This window comes from Butyrivibrio sp. VCB2001, from assembly GCF_000423965.1.
GTDB lineage: Bacteria > Bacillota > Clostridia > Lachnospirales > Lachnospiraceae > Butyrivibrio.
In genome coordinates, this window is sequence record NZ_AUIZ01000021.1 from 12,252 (window position 1) to 26,763 (window position 14,512).

The following is a 14,512-nucleotide window of genomic DNA, read 5'->3' on the forward strand; positions in this document are numbered from 1 at the left end:
ATAGGTCAGATCCCCACATGTTACTTATGAAGTTGCGTACCATGTAGTCGTCTCCTTGTCATGCAAATTTAGAATTAAAAGATGGTACCCTGTTTTTGGGCAGGAAAGTAGATTATCATTAATCAATCATAAAAGTCAACATATTTTTCAAAAATTTTTCACCGTATTATATAGTCTTACAACTTTATCCATTGTTTGCCTTGGAAGGAGCATCAAATCGTTCTTACGTATAAGCTCATCCGCCTTGGTATTATTTTTCCTATCTATTCTGAGTACTTTCACCGACTCGAACGATTCAGTAAGTAACTGTAGTTCTTTCCTCTTTTTCCACGTACCATATGCAGCCGCGTTATCGGTATATATTATTAGATGTTTATCAAATCCTGACGCCGCCGCCTTTAAAAGTGCTGTTCCTATAGCCTCTACTGCAGTATCAGTTGTTTTCGGGGTTCGTCTTGCTATGCAAATAAGCTTTGCTACTGTATTTCCTTTTGTTATTTGCGCTTCATGGTGTATCTTCCCTTTACAGAGTATTACACTTAAAAGGTTCTGATTATTATCCTGAGTATCGTCAATCAGACAACCAGGGTTTAATCTAATGGATTCATCCACAAAGGCAGTCATATAATGAGCATCTTGATATTTTGGTAATGCCGCCTCAATTTCGCGCTTTCGCATTCTGATAACGCACGTACAGGGCTTAACCCCTCTGTCCATATGTCCCATTTCGGTATCAGCGCACAGGATTTTTCCATTACAATACGGACAGTCTGCAAGATGAAAGTGCCTGCCAGATCTTGTTGAATAGTACAGTTTTTGTGTCCCTATAGCGCACAGTTTCTTATTTTTCACGGCATTATCTATTACAAACGTAACAGGATGCTTCATTAGTTCTTGCACGTATTGCTTTACTGAAAAGATTTTTTCAATATCCAGATACTCATCTTCCTTTAGCGTCCAACAAAATCTTACTATCTTCTCAAGCTCTATCTTTACAAGTAAGTTGACCAATTCTCCAACCCTATCTATGAGCTGGTCTGTGTTCTCCTCTGGATGAGCTTTCATGAAAGCGCAGTAAGCCCTGTAAGCAGCTTTCCCTTTGACCAGTATATTGTTTTTTTCTCCGTCAGTGAAATACACATTCCCAGATACTAGAAGCGCTTTATCAATCTGTCGGGTGATATCCATTCTGACTTCCATGCGGTCTGCCTTGGCAACAGAATGCATATTCACCCAATGGATGCCTTTTTGATATGCTTTTCTTAATTCTTCTTTATAATATGCGTCAAACATAGTTTATTCCTCAATCCTCTGCACCGTCTGCAATATGTAACACTCCATCAGACAGGATGGCTCCTTGTGAATACATTGATCCTGTAATCTCAAATTTAATAAATGTTGCATCAGTTGTATCTATGTCTATAGGAACCTTTGCCATAAGTCGCTCGACGCGGATACTTTGAAGACAGGACCCATCATCCAGGTAAATATTTACGTTAAAGCCTCCTTTGCAGTCTTCGTGGCAGCTAATATTTCCCGTAAAGTGGTCATATTCTCCATTCAAATAGAATCCCACAGTCTCGTTGTAAAAACCTCCGGTAAGATAATAGACATTTTCAAGTTCCTCACCTACTGTGTTTATTGCTTTTACTCTTTTTTCTGAATTGGTTCCTCCTACAATGCGCAGATCATACAGTTCTTTTTCTGTCACAGGCTCTTCTGCTGCTGTATCTTCTACTATAGTTTCTTCCGTCCCGGGTTCTAGGGTCTCTGATACTATCTCTTCCATAGCGGAAGATTCAGTTTTTTCCTGGACAAATTCTTCTATTGGCTCGTCAGGCTCCGATTCGTCCTGTACTATTACTTCTGCTGCTTCTTTCTCTGATTCTTTTTCGCGTATGATATCCTTGTACCTGGCCACTGTCAACATCATAACAAGTAGTATAACCGTGTATAACGCTAGTATCCCTCCAACTATTACTTGAATTATATGATCATGGATCCACTCTTTTAGAAACTCAAGGTCAATCTTATCCAATAAAGAGCGATTTCCCATTTCGATGTTAACGACGTTGATGTTCTGCTCTACGTTTACGGTATTATTTGTCTGTTTATCCGTTTCATGGATAGTCCGGACAACTTCAGTATGGCTTTCTTCTATATAGCTGTTATCACTCATTATCCTTACCTCTTTTCTATATCCTGAAGCATTCTGCAGGCATCATCGTAATCGCGGTATCCCATCAAAATGGCGCCATTTCTGATCTGTACAACCGCCTTTTCAAATTTTTCTCTGTCTTTCTTTAGTATTCTGCATATGATCAGCATTAACCCGGATCCTTCTTTGGCATATTCCCAGGTCTCTTTTATTCTTACCCCGGCCTCTCTAAAAATCCGTGTATAAAGAAGCTCATTTACATCGACAAAAACGTACTTCTGAGAAAATATGGAAAAATCCTTAAGCATCAGGTAATTCTTCATTTGTCAGTCCTTTGCCTCACATAACTCGTCTTCTTCATCAATGGTATCTTTTATATCCTTACCGACAATCAGCAGCTGACAGGCTACTGCCATGGCTGCCAGGATATACCCTAGTATTTGCACCGGTTTACTTCCTTCGCACTTACCAGTCAGCATCCCCACTTCGAATAAAAGTATGCTGGACCAGTAGTCCAACGTCTTATTTGTCTTTTTTTGCTCTCTTACCATTTCCTGTAACTCTTTTCTTATCTTTTCCATCATGTTCTCTCCTTCTGTAATCAAATCTGTTTCCTGTTGCCATGATCACTATTGCTACTGCTTTTCTAATTGAAGGTAATATCCTGCTGCGAAAATCCATCTGCATCTCATCGCGAGAACAAATATTGTCTTTTTCTGCATCCAGTATTACAGAAAAAATAAAGACCTTCTGGCTAAGATGAGCTGCTTTCTCGTGTTCCATGTTGTCGAATAGCTTTTTCCTTGAGATTCCACTGATGACATCCATAGTGTTTACGAGGTCGTAATCAGACATCCCTTCTATCAGCTCTTTCGTTTCACCGATGGTCATCTTCTTTACAGCTTCATCTACAAACCTTGTCAGATTAAAAGCTTCTGACTGTGGGGGGATGGATATCTCGTTTCCATAGCTCAATGACTGGAGCCTGTCGTCAATCCTCTCATTCTCAAAATCCATGAGTACTTTAAAATGCATACCATTTAGATAATCAGCCGATATCACATCAGGTATCATAGTCATCAGCTTCTCATGCCTCTCCTGTAATCCTTCCCTATTCTTTAGGGAAATAAGTCCTATGAAGTATATCAGCAGGGAAAGCTGCAGCGCCGGGGACCTATCAGCGGTAAAGAACTTCAACAAGAAGATCTCCATAAGCCTATCATCACTTATATCTTTTGCTCCATTCAGCCTCTCGTGCTCGACAGATTGGGCATATAGACCTACAACTTCCTCAAAATCCTTATATCCCTGACGTCCTTTGTAGTCGCAGATCTTTACAAATACATCCAGAAATGAATCTTGCATAGCGACTATAGATATGGTCTGCAGCATGTCTATGGCGTCCTCTATGATGTTCATCGAACTTTTTTTTTCCTCGATGTCATCACCGTTCAGAATGATGCTTATGTCGTTATTGGCTTTTCGTAGTTCATAGTAGAATGCGTCTATCATATCCGTTCCTTTCTAGCCATGCCTTTTCTTTCTCTGTAATTTGTAAATTCAATGTACATCACTGCAAGAGATAAAACTATGAACTATAAGTTCAGTGTTAAAGCCACATAAAAAAGCCCTGAATAATCAGGGCTTTGGAATCTCTCTTCCTAGTTGTCCTCCTCGCCATACTCACTTATTCTACTGCCAGATGCAGTGTTAATTGTTTTCCAAATACTGTAAGCAACATTAAACAGCCCTCAGTAATTGAGATATCACAATACTGAGGGCTGCTAACTACAGACTACCATATCTAGTTTTCAAAGAATTCTACATCAACTAAAATATCATTCCTACCCGGATTAAATTTCTTTACCAAGTACTCTATCTCAGTTTTTGCTGCATCCTGTGCAGTCACATAAAAGTTCTGATTTGCAAACAATTCTTTTTTTATTAATAAGTCGGCCTCTTTTAATTGCTTTATCGCCTGCTCTTCACCAATTTTATAACTCTCATTGAATACGTCATTATCAAATAATAATTGCTTAACATTACTATAATCGATGGTTATATTGGTAAGCTCTGGATATGGAACCCTCACAAGGACATAATTCCTTTGAGAATCAGTGATAAACTCTGCTTCTTGCATGTCAACAACAAATGTCCCCTCGCCAGGGACCTCTAACCAAGAAGTAATGTTATAATCATTGTCATTTTTGTCATCAATGACATATTCAACATCACTAACGCTTAATACTTCCAGTTTTCCTACTTCTTTCATATCACCAATAGATATCTGAGCAACATTAGTTACAAGGTATTTATCTTTGGCAATATCAAAATATTTCTCATACAACTTCTGGTATGCATCATCTCGTTCATTATTATATGCAGCTTCATACCCATCAGCCAAAGCTTCAGCGCCTTCTTTAATAATTCTATTTGCTAAAAACACAGAAAGTAAAATCATTACTACCGCGGCAATATATAGAATCACTGTGGAGAAACTATTCCGATCTGCATTTGCTTTAATATTCTTAGTCTTATCTGCTTTCATTATTGTTAATCCTTCGATTCTAAAAATTCAACGCTAATAGTTTTATCATTTAGTGAACTTGATTCTGCTAGTCGTGCAACTTGTTTAACCGCAGACTGCTTAGCAGCATTAACAAGCGAATCGTAATTGTTTAAGGTTTCCGCAGTAGCATCTTGCATCTTCGCTAGTGTATTAAGCATTTCTTTCATTCCATCTTCAGCACTCCCCGCGCGTAAGTACCTTTCAAACTCAGCTTTCTTTTCAATTTTGTCTGGGTCAAAGATTAGTTTCCCTACTGGCTGAGGGATTGAAATAATCAGCGTATCATCTACTTCCTTGACTTCTGCTTTGCTTAAATCAACGGAAAATATCACTTCACCCTTTACTAAGTAGAGAGCCTTATAATCTTGTTTTACTCCAACGGTATGAACATCACTTACTTTTACGCTTGCAACCAAAACTTCCAGATTCTGCAGTTCTTTCATTTGAGTTGCAATTTCCGCCGTAGTATTTTCTGCACTTAGTCCCTCTTCTTTTCCGGCCTCTGAACCCTCTATTCGTCCAGTAGTCAGCCCTTCAAAAGATCCCATGATTTTTCCTGTAATTGCACCGATACTTTCTCCCGCACTACCACCAATAGCAACTGCATTACTCTTTAAATAAACGACATACACGAGGACTATTGAAGCAGCCAAGCAAATAAGAAACGGAAGTATTTGCTTTGTTATCTTTTTTGACATTTTTCTCATAACATATCCTCACTTTACTTCAATGCCAAAATTCTTTTTATCAACATTTTGGCCATCCAAATCCGAAGTAATAGTAATTGATTTTGATATCTTTTTATCTGTTTTTCCGATTCCCAAAAAACCACCAGCAGATTCTGATAAATGATGCTCATCATCAGTAATCTCATACGTAAGTTCTAATTTTTCATTGTGTTTTGCTTTTATCTTTCCGGAAACAACATCTCCAGCTAATTTGTATGAATACTTAGCAAAAGAATCACCTTCAAGAAGCGTAATCTCAACATATTTTTCTATACTGTGGTTAGCTATAATATCGCTTATATTCTTTTCAAAATCAGAGTATTTCATCTTATCAGTATAGATATTGTTACTTACCTTTTTTCCAGAAATATAAAAACCATCGTCCGGTGAAATAATCACCGTTACTTTTTTATCTACTTCAACCAATGATCCATTTCTCAGTGGCTTATTGTTTTCTTCATAGCGTACTTCTAATGAAGAATGTGCATTGTTTTGTGGTACAACAAACTCCTTTACTTGAACTTTTGATACTTTTACTGCAATTGTTTTGTACCAAGTAGTATCTTTGCCCAACGCATTTGGTGCATAAACATTTATCGGTGCTATATCTTCATCAGGATCATCAACGTATATCACATCTTTTTCGCTTTTTCCACTATCAGTCTCTTTAATAATCAATAATTTTATTGCAAATCCTTTTTCTATTGCCTTGTTACTAATATCAATCTGAATTGGCTCTGCTGTTCCAATAGGCTGATCCCTTATAATATCCTGACTATTATTGAGATTGTAATTTTTATTGCTTTCTTTATCCTTTCCAAAGACTTTTGTTATGTCCCATCCGCCCGAATGGGATTCTGCATCAATATTTACTCCAGCAGCCGAGAGGGAAAACTGCATATCCGTTCCAACATTTTTATCAATATTCAAAGTGAGTTTAGGTTTGTGTGCATCATCTTCAATAAAAATATTATCTTCATTGAGTGTGATGTCTTCAATCTTTACATCCTGGCTCTTCTTTTCAGACACCACATACTCTGCTGTCGCACTGTCATTGAAAGTTCTCCACCCTTCCCAGTGCTCCATCTTCACCTCGATCTTTGTTCCACTATAGGTTTGGTATATGGAATCTTTAATAGGCTTTCCATCTACAAAATATTCAACTTTTCCACCGTACTGAGGGTGAGGAAGATTAACTGACACCTGCATAATTTCAGAAAAATGAATTTCTTTGAGCTTTTTATCTGTTTTATCCGGATCTTCAACCTCAACAAAGTGATTATCGCCCGCAAGCCAATATCCTTCTTCTGCCTTTCCTACCTCATATTCTATCTTGCGGCCCTTAGCAAGATATTTTGGACTAGTTACAGGTTTTCCGTGATATTTAAACACAACGGTTCCATGTTCATAAGAATAATTACTAGGATCAAACAAAAAGCTACCATCTTTCTCAGGAACAACCAATGTATACTTAAATGGCAAATCAGCATTCGGATCATTATTCTTCACTTCTGAATTGGTCAATACCAACTCTTCATTGTTTTCTAATTCAGGCCACTCTTTATCCGTTTCGATTCGAATTCTATCACCATATTTTAACTTAGGAAGCTTAATCTCATCACTCTGTCTTACACTTTGAATGCTCTTTTCATCATTTACCCTTATTCTTCTTTGCTGATCCGAAATAAGTGGAACATCCAATAGTTTATGTAACTCAACAGAATAACTATTCGTGCCATCTGTTGCACTCTTTTGTTTAAAGATTATTATTCCATCGTCGTTATTGGCATAATATGCCTCTGGGTCTGAAGATGTACAAAAGTATTCCTTGCTGTCATACTCATAGCTTATTATGTATGAAGATATAGGGTTGATTTCAAAAGTAGCATCTTCACATTGCTTATCATTAATAGTCCATACACCTTCAAGTTCATGCTTGGTTCCATCATCATCTGTATAATAATCATCCAGTGTTATATCACGCATTTTAAATGCACCGCATGGCTCGATAGAAAAATCGCCACTACCCACATCATCGGGGATGTTTAACACAAGACCATCATCACTAAATTCATGTTCCAAGTCCACTCTTTCGACTCTATTAGCTTCATCATCGTATTCATATATCTGGAAGCCAGAAAAATCATATTCTGTTGTAGCAATGTCACTAGAAATCTGTATCTTCGCATAGATGCTTTCACCAGGATTGACCATTACATAATCTTCTTCAATCTTTTCAGCTTTTTTAGCATCTAAATAATACTCAACATCTAAGTTGTTATTTCTGGCGAAAGTAACCCTTACCGTTCCAATGCTTCTTTCCTCGATATTCTCCGTTTCCTGATAATACCCATCTGAATCCACGAGGCCTTGATCTAAATACTTTTTTGAAGTTACATATTCTTCATTAGTAGTTATTCCAGATTCATCAAGCATTTTTTCAGATAGAAAACTATCTATTGATGCACATCCTGTAAGGCTGCATATTGAAATAAAAATTGCGGAGAATGTAAAAGCTTTCGTTTTCATAACATATTCCCTTCAAGAATAAACACAGATGTAATAATTGTATCACTTTATCCTAATATATACTCTCAGTGTATTCTTAATCATCCGACGATAAACATTAATCATAATGTTATATTTTGACCTTGGGCCTTTATAAGATTAGAAAAAATATCCTTTGTTGTAACACCTTTTTCTGGTCCTCTTACTTCTGTATAAGAAACTTTGTCTCCATTTTCAAAGCTAATAACAAGCAATCTAGACATTCCATCTTCAGGATCGAATGGTCGACTTTCACCATCAACGATGCAATTCCTAAGTTCTTCAAACGTCTTTTTTGCTGTTTTCATACCCAAATCATATCTCAGCATTGAGCTTGTTTTTTTATCAACAATCAATGTTCCATCCTTATCGAGAGTAACTGTTATTTCTGCTGTTTCGGGCGAAACATCCTTGTTTTCATTGATCATTTCATTCAATGTAACTACTGTCACATAATATTCAACTCTTACTATGCCACTATCAGGTAAAGCTTTTTTCCACTTATCTTCACCTGCAAATAGAATAGTTCCAGCCGGAAACTCAATACTTTGATCTTCGAATTCAACAAGATATTCATAACCTTTTTTCTTATCTCTTGCAGGATTTCCAACAGCATCATAAATTGAATACTGATTACCATGTTCATCTATGAAATAATCCCAACTTAATAAAATGTTCGTTGGCGATGTAATTACATGACATTTTTTACCCGGATTGATTTTGTCTGATATCACCTCTTTAACTGTCATTTTCACACGCTTCTTTTCTGCCTGTGATTCATCATATTTTGTCCTAATAGTTGATGAAAATGACGAAATACCTCCAGTTACCTTATCTTTTGCTCCCAGCAATCCAGAGATAGAATTTTTTGCTAACGGCTTTGCTTTTTCACCGACAAATGCCATCGCCTTATTTATTCCATCTGCACTCTTTTCAGCAACTGGTTGAGCAGCATTTTTAATATTCTTTGCCGTTTCACCAACTTGTTCTCCAAAAGATTTGCGTTCTTCTGGTACTTCTCTATCAATAAAGATTGTTATAGCATTCTCAGCAATTATCTTTGTCGAAGCTACATCTATAGTTCCTCCAATTAAGCCTCCTGCTACTGGTACAAGCTGTACAAGATTTACAGCCCCCTTGCTACCAAACTTTGTAATCATTCTGAAGCCGACCTTTTGGTTTATTGCTGTAAGAACCTTGCCGGGAATCTTCGAAATTGCAGCTTGTGATATCTTGGTTCCGATTTTTATACCTGTTTGCTTGATAATGTCAGCAACAGCAGTTCCTGTCAGACATGCATATGCCATTGTTTGCACTTGATCTGAACGAATATCAAAGCCTCCCATCTGAGCAATAGCCGCAATCATACGTAGCTGAACATACAGAACGCTACCAACATTTGCAGGTATAGCTATCGGGAGAGTAATAATACCGCCCAGACCAGAAAGAAACCCAGAGGTACCACATTTTGCTATTTGATACTTAGCAAGTTCTTTCGCCGCATCCTTAGGATTATCGTATCGTGACATGTAATCTGATACCGTTTCTTCTACTGAACGGCTGACTTTAGGTATTCCATTTATAGCTTTACTGTATAGATCATCCATTATCTCCAGCATTTTTGCGGAATCCACATCATCCATTTTTTCTTTTTCAGAAAACATTTCTTCTTCAGAAATCGACTCTTCATTTAACTGAATATCATCTTCTTTATATTCGTCTCTTGCCATCTGATAATCTCCCTTTTTGTTTGCAGGCCACATCGTCCAACATTAATTCTATCATGATTGCGTTATATCAATTCCAAAATAACAATAAACAATCTCTATAATAATCATGCTGGATTTCCTTACTTCATAGTTACCTATCACTTTTTATCTCAACAATAATCTGCCTAATCCTTCTTTCAGAAAGTCCAAGCATCTTTGCCATTTCTGCTGGCTTAGTTTTATCCATATTTTCACGGATAAAATCCTTTTGAAATTCTTTTGAATATAGCTTCTGCGGAAATGTGACATTCAGACCTGAAAAGCGTTTCCAGATTTTCACTGTCGCAGCGTCTCCTAATAATTCGGCCAACTCTTTGTATATACCACTGTAACGCTCCGGATTACTGTTCATGTCCATCACCTCCTCAATATTCAATTGTAATGAACTCTTTTTGAAAATATCACTTGTTAAATGCCCTGTATTTTTCATGTGTAATTTACACTGCTGTTTTTCCGATAGACTTTGCAGTGCAATCCTCCTTTCACAATAGGGCATGAAATTTTCGCGAATTATTGAAAGCATGTCAAAAAGAAAGAGATCAAGTATACCTGATCTCCTTTCTAATATGCTCTATTCATGATTCATTGCTTTATTTCTTCCCACCTCTTTGCTTTACTACTATCTGTATACCCATTCCTTACCATAAATGGTTTTATTCTATAAAATGGATCATCCCATTTGTTTAGCACACACGGAGGATAAACTATTTCTTTATCGTTATCCATCAACGTCCTTATTTCCGAGTACAAAAAACGCTCAATACTCTCCCATCGGCTTTTAATCTTGTCGTAATCACTCTTGCTTTTGTATGTTATCGTTGCAAAAGCATCAAAATTATTATCTGACACTTCATGTGAAGCTCGTAAATATAATCGTGCCAAAAGCTTTTCTGATTTGTGAGTCAAATAGTATTCGATTATGTCATCATATAACTGTGGTAAGTACACTTCCTTCTCCTCAAAATTGATGTCTTCCCGGAGAAGCATATCAATGAGATCCAACGGCGCTCTATATTCAATTTCTCCAGAATCTTTCCTTATTACCGTAAAACCTTTATCTTTAACATATATATCTGACTTGTAATAATGTGGTGTTTCACTAAACATTAGCATTGGTGGTTCACTATGCATTTGTTTAAATACTTCATATGCTTCAAGCATGCTTACCATTGAGATTCTCCATTCTTAAATTTGACCATTAAGCTTTATTGTTTCACTTAATATTTCTTCAAGATAAGCTGAAATTTCAATATGAAAATTTCACTTTCACTCATTTTCCTAATAATCTGCTTTTCACCCAATCTCCCACACAACCGTCACAGTATCAGAAACATCAATATCATCCGGCTCAATATCCATATCAAATGCCCCAGCCCCATCAGACATGATTTTATTGCAGAACATATCTCTGTGCATTGGAGCATACTCAAACTGAATCTCGCCCCAGGAATAGTCGATGTTCTTGATGTCTTTTAGACTAACACCTGCTGCCTGAGTAAGAACTTCTGCTTTAGTCTTGGCATCTGCTACAGCTTTGCCGAGGAGCTGATTCTTGGATGCTTCAGGATCCTTGACTGTGTAACTGAGTCTGAAGTCCGGATGGATGTCTTTTGCGTTAGCGAGGGAAAATAAAATCTTGCCGAGCCTTTCATTGTCAGAGTCAAATTCAACCTTGACCATGTGCTTGAACTCATAGCCCACAAAGCGCTCTTTCCAGCTCTTGTCCCTGGCCTTGTAGCTCTCATATCTCGTGTCTACATTGAACATAAGAGTCTTGACGGCAGTTCTATCAAAGCCCTGCTTCTCCAGGATGTCTTTTAACGCTTCCGTATCCCTTGAAGACTGCGCAAGAGTCTTGGCGTATTCCTTATTCTGGCCCTCAAGGGTGATTGTGATCCTTGTCATATCAGGCTTTATCTTTAGATTGCCCTTGCCGGTTACTTTGATTATTCTTTCGTTTGTCATGTTCTTAGACCTCCTTCTGACGGGTTCGTTTTATGATCTTATGATAACGTTCAGGGCAATAAAAAAGGTCGCATGGCGGGCGACCTTAATCACTACTATTCATTTTAATCTCCTTTAGGGAACTTTTTTGCAATATAGCAATGCAAAAGTTCCCTAAATAATACTCCATTAAATGGAATTTAATCGCTCTACATTACTATTTAATGTAAGCTGCGATCTCTTTCATCCTTCCAATCTGATCTACGCCGAACGGACACCTGCTATTGCAGTGACCACATGAGATGCAGTCGGACGCATTCTTTTCCAAAGTTTTGTAATGCTCTATGGCAAGCGAATCGCCGACCTTGGCGAGGTCATAGTACTTGTTCACAAGGCCGATATCGATTCCTACAGGGCATGGCTTGCAGTGATTGCAATAGACGCACTTGCCTGCTGCCTGGGACGGAGCAAAGGATCCAATGATTGAGTAATCCAGTTCTTCCTCGGTTTTGTCGTAATACGAAAGCAGCTCATCAACTTCCGCTACGCTCTGAGCTCCCGGAAGAACCGTAAGCACTCCGGGCTTATCGAGGCAATACTTTATACATTGAAATGTAGTCAGCGCCTGCCTGAAAGGAGACCTCTTTGCATCAAGGAGCTGTCCTCCGGAAAAGGGCTTCATGACAGAGATTCCAACACCCTCTTTTTCACAGCGCTTGTATACTTCGGCTCTTTCATCCACACCACCATGAGCATAATCGCCCCGGCCATAGTCATAGCCCGGATTGATGGAGAACATGAGCATATCAATTTCAGCATCATCCATGATCTTCTGGATCACTGCCGGGGTGTGGGACGATAGGCCCACATGCCTTACGACGCCTTCATCTTTCAGCTTCAGAAGATAGTCATATACGCCATTTCTCTGATATGTTTCCCAATCCGAGAACTCGTCCTGGCAATGGATGAAGCCATAATTTATGTAATCGGTCTTCAGATCATGTAGCTGCTTGTCTAAAGATCTTTTAACCGTATCAAGGTCAAGTGACCAGCCATAGGTACCTTTGGAGTAATCTGCACCGAAATGGATCTGATACAGGATGTTGTCCCTGACATCCGAAAGAGCTTCTCCATACATGGGAAAGGCACTTCCGTCGCCGGCGGCCATATCAAAGTAGTTGATGCCACCTTCATATGCGTGGCGGATTGTTTCGACGGCGGTTTCGAAGCCGGACTCGAAGATGTAGGCGGAGCCGAAGCCTATTTCGCTTATTTTGTCATGGGTACGGTGGTTTGAACGGTAATTCATGGGTGGTCCTTTCTGGTGGGGGATAATCGTCAAAAATCTTTCGACCTCAGCACAATAGAAAGATTGCAAAAGAGACGTTTTTTAATCATATCTATCTATATTCCATGCAAGATACAGCGGGATGTTATATGTCGCAGTTTTTTCGCAGGCGTTCTCAGCGATGTTTTTCTCTGACATCTTAAATCCAACTCTGGGGGAATACTTTTTGCAGAACTGCTTATAGCTCTTTGCCTGAGTATTATCTGCCGCTTTAACTTCGACAGGAATAATTCCCCCGTCTGATTCGTAAATGAAATCTACTTCTGCCGAATTTCCTGAGCGCCAGAAAAACGGCACTTTGCCTATGGATTTAAGTTCATTTAAAACATAGTTTTCAGCAAATGCTCCCTTATATCTGATGAAAAGATCCGACTCGTTAAGTATTGTCTGAGGTGAAACCCCGGATCTGGCGCGTAAAAGACCTATGTCAGACATATATACTTTAAAATATGTCTTGTCAGCAAAACCTTCAAGAGGAATCTCGGGCTTTTCTACGAGCTCGGTCCTAATGATAAGTCCCGCATTTTCCAGCCACTGAAGGGCATCTTCCAGTTCAGCAGACCTCTTTCCCTCCTTAACATGGGAAAAGACAAACTTATTGTTCTCCTTTGCCAGCTGTACCGGAACCGAATCCCATATCCATCTGATCTTCGGAACTTCAGCTGATGGCGCATGTTTGGAAAAATCGTCAGCATAATCCTTTAGGATATCTTTTTGAACTTCTTCTACCTCTTCTATATCATGGGTATCTATCCAGGTCTGTACTACTTCAGGCATTCCTCCGACAATATAGTATTCCTTAAGTAGTTTCTTCATTGGAACTGAGTATATCTCAGGAATAACTCTGTCAACCGGCCACTCATCGAATATTTCTATAAGGTCTGCTCTGTCGTTTGCTATTACAAACTCCTTGAAGCTCATGGGATACAGCTGAAGTCGATTTACCTTACCAACAGGAAAAGAGATATTCTCCTCCTTGAGCGCAACTCCAAGAAGAGAGCCGGCACAAACAAGGTGAAGATCTTTCATGTTCTCGCAGAAGTATTTCAGTGCTGTAATCGCCCTGGGGCATTCCTGTATCTCGTCAAAAAATACCAGAGTCTCCCCGGCAACTATTTTTGTCTTAAAATGCCGCTCCAGCTCTATGATTATTCTTTTTACGTCGAAGTCATAATCGAAAATACCCGCCAGATTATCGGCGCTCTCAAAGTTTACATAGACATAGCTGCTAAAGCTTTCTTTGGCGAATTTCTCCACAATATATGTTTTCCCGCACTGACGTACACCAGTCAGCAACAGAGGCTTTCTTCTGGCTTTTTCTTTCCATTTTTTCAGATCTTTTATAATCTCTCTATACATAGCGCCTCCAAAGTCGTGCCACTTTTGCAATTATTATAACAAAAGTCCTATGACTTTTGCAAATAGCATCAGCAATTGTCATAGGACTTC

General features: G+C 38.6%; 14 protein-coding genes. All 14 read right to left on the reverse strand.

The window, feature by feature from the left end:
- Nucleotides 1–147: 147 nt before the first annotated feature.
- The 14 genes from G589_RS0115225 to G589_RS0115290 all read right to left on the reverse strand — a co-directional run bounded on the left by G589_RS0115225 (nucleotide 148) and on the right by G589_RS0115290 (nucleotide 14,422).
- Nucleotides 148–1,293 carry a hypothetical protein gene (locus tag G589_RS0115225; RefSeq protein ID WP_026522729.1) on the reverse strand — a complete coding sequence of 382 codons (1,146 nt, stop codon included), beginning with the start codon at nucleotides 1,291–1,293 and terminating at the stop codon, nucleotides 148–150.
- Nucleotides 1,294–1,303: 10 nt separating this feature from the next.
- Nucleotides 1,304–2,179, reverse strand: a complete 876-nt coding sequence (locus G589_RS0115230; protein ID WP_026522730.1) for a hypothetical protein — start codon at nucleotides 2,177–2,179, stop codon at nucleotides 1,304–1,306.
- 5 nt (nucleotides 2,180–2,184) lie between these two features.
- A complete protein-coding gene (locus G589_RS0115235) occupies nucleotides 2,185–2,481 on the reverse strand; it encodes a hypothetical protein (protein ID WP_026522731.1) in 297 nt (98 codons plus the stop codon).
- Between the two features lie 3 nt (nucleotides 2,482–2,484).
- Complete coding sequence (locus G589_RS0115240) at nucleotides 2,485–2,709, reverse strand: hypothetical protein (protein WP_155832559.1); 225 nt, start codon at nucleotides 2,707–2,709, stop codon at nucleotides 2,485–2,487.
- On the reverse strand, nucleotides 2,681–3,670 hold the full coding sequence (locus G589_RS0115245; RefSeq protein ID WP_026522733.1) for a hypothetical protein: 990 nt from the start codon (nucleotides 3,668–3,670) through the stop codon (nucleotides 2,681–2,683). Before G589_RS0115245 ends, G589_RS0115240 begins: the two co-directional genes overlap by 29 nt.
- 292 nt (nucleotides 3,671–3,962) lie before the next feature.
- Nucleotides 3,963–4,706, reverse strand: coding sequence for a DUF4230 domain-containing protein (locus G589_RS0115250; RefSeq protein ID WP_026522734.1), 744 nt, complete (start codon nucleotides 4,704–4,706; stop codon nucleotides 3,963–3,965).
- A gap of 5 nt (nucleotides 4,707–4,711) precedes the next feature.
- Nucleotides 4,712–5,434, reverse strand: a complete 723-nt coding sequence (locus G589_RS0115255) for a DUF4230 domain-containing protein (RefSeq protein ID WP_026522735.1) — start codon at nucleotides 5,432–5,434, stop codon at nucleotides 4,712–4,714.
- Between the two features lie 9 nt (nucleotides 5,435–5,443).
- On the reverse strand, nucleotides 5,444–7,984 hold the full coding sequence (locus G589_RS0115260; protein ID WP_026522736.1) for a hypothetical protein: 2,541 nt from the start codon (nucleotides 7,982–7,984) through the stop codon (nucleotides 5,444–5,446).
- Nucleotides 7,985–8,085: 101 nt separating this feature from the next.
- Nucleotides 8,086–9,732, reverse strand: a complete 1,647-nt coding sequence (locus G589_RS21710; protein ID WP_242826462.1) for an EcsC family protein — start codon at nucleotides 9,730–9,732, stop codon at nucleotides 8,086–8,088.
- A 130-nt stretch (nucleotides 9,733–9,862) separates the two neighbouring features.
- Nucleotides 9,863–10,123 (reverse strand): Mor transcription activator family protein, encoded by a 261-nt coding sequence (locus G589_RS0115270; RefSeq protein WP_242826463.1) that lies wholly within the window; start codon nucleotides 10,121–10,123, stop codon nucleotides 9,863–9,865.
- Between the two features lie 230 nt (nucleotides 10,124–10,353).
- Complete coding sequence (locus G589_RS0115275) at nucleotides 10,354–10,941, reverse strand: hypothetical protein (protein ID WP_026522738.1); 588 nt, start codon at nucleotides 10,939–10,941, stop codon at nucleotides 10,354–10,356.
- Between the two features lie 123 nt (nucleotides 10,942–11,064).
- The gene (locus tag G589_RS0115280; protein WP_026522739.1) at nucleotides 11,065–11,736 is read right to left on the reverse strand and encodes an SIMPL domain-containing protein; all 672 of its coding nucleotides are present in this window, start codon (nucleotides 11,734–11,736) and stop codon (nucleotides 11,065–11,067) included.
- Between the two features lie 196 nt (nucleotides 11,737–11,932).
- A complete protein-coding gene (locus G589_RS0115285; protein ID WP_026522740.1) occupies nucleotides 11,933–13,024 on the reverse strand; it encodes an aldo/keto reductase in 1,092 nt (363 codons plus the stop codon).
- Nucleotides 13,025–13,105: 81 nt separating this feature from the next.
- A complete protein-coding gene (locus G589_RS0115290) occupies nucleotides 13,106–14,422 on the reverse strand; it encodes an ATP-binding protein (protein ID WP_026522741.1) in 1,317 nt (438 codons plus the stop codon).
- Nucleotides 14,423–14,512: the final 90 nt, after the last annotated feature.

Coding starts and splice junctions, on each gene's coding strand:
- G589_RS0115225 (WP_026522729.1), bottom strand. CDS start 1,293: ATGTTTGACGCATATTATAAAGAAGAATTAAGAAAAGCATATCAAAAA.
- G589_RS0115230 (WP_026522730.1), bottom strand. CDS start 2,179: ATGAGTGATAACAGCTATATAGAAGAAAGCCATACTGAAGTTGTCCGG.
- G589_RS0115235 (WP_026522731.1), bottom strand. CDS start 2,481: ATGAAGAATTACCTGATGCTTAAGGATTTTTCCATATTTTCTCAGAAG.
- G589_RS0115240 (WP_155832559.1), bottom strand. CDS start 2,709: ATGGTAAGAGAGCAAAAAAAGACAAATAAGACGTTGGACTACTGGTCC.
- G589_RS0115245 (WP_026522733.1), bottom strand. CDS start 3,670: ATGATAGACGCATTCTACTATGAACTACGAAAAGCCAATAACGACATA.
- G589_RS0115250 (WP_026522734.1), bottom strand. CDS start 4,706: ATGAAAGCAGATAAGACTAAGAATATTAAAGCAAATGCAGATCGGAAT.
- G589_RS0115255 (WP_026522735.1), bottom strand. CDS start 5,434: ATGAGAAAAATGTCAAAAAAGATAACAAAGCAAATACTTCCGTTTCTT.
- G589_RS0115260 (WP_026522736.1), bottom strand. CDS start 7,984: ATGAAAACGAAAGCTTTTACATTCTCCGCAATTTTTATTTCAATATGC.
- G589_RS21710 (WP_242826462.1), bottom strand. CDS start 9,732: ATGGCAAGAGACGAATATAAAGAAGATGATATTCAGTTAAATGAAGAG.
- G589_RS0115270 (WP_242826463.1), bottom strand. CDS start 10,123: ATGAACAGTAATCCGGAGCGTTACAGTGGTATATACAAAGAGTTGGCC.
- G589_RS0115275 (WP_026522738.1), bottom strand. CDS start 10,941: ATGGTAAGCATGCTTGAAGCATATGAAGTATTTAAACAAATGCATAGT.
- G589_RS0115280 (WP_026522739.1), bottom strand. CDS start 11,736: ATGACAAACGAAAGAATAATCAAAGTAACCGGCAAGGGCAATCTAAAG.
- G589_RS0115285 (WP_026522740.1), bottom strand. CDS start 13,024: ATGAATTACCGTTCAAACCACCGTACCCATGACAAAATAAGCGAAATA.
- G589_RS0115290 (WP_026522741.1), bottom strand. CDS start 14,422: ATGTATAGAGAGATTATAAAAGATCTGAAAAAATGGAAAGAAAAAGCC.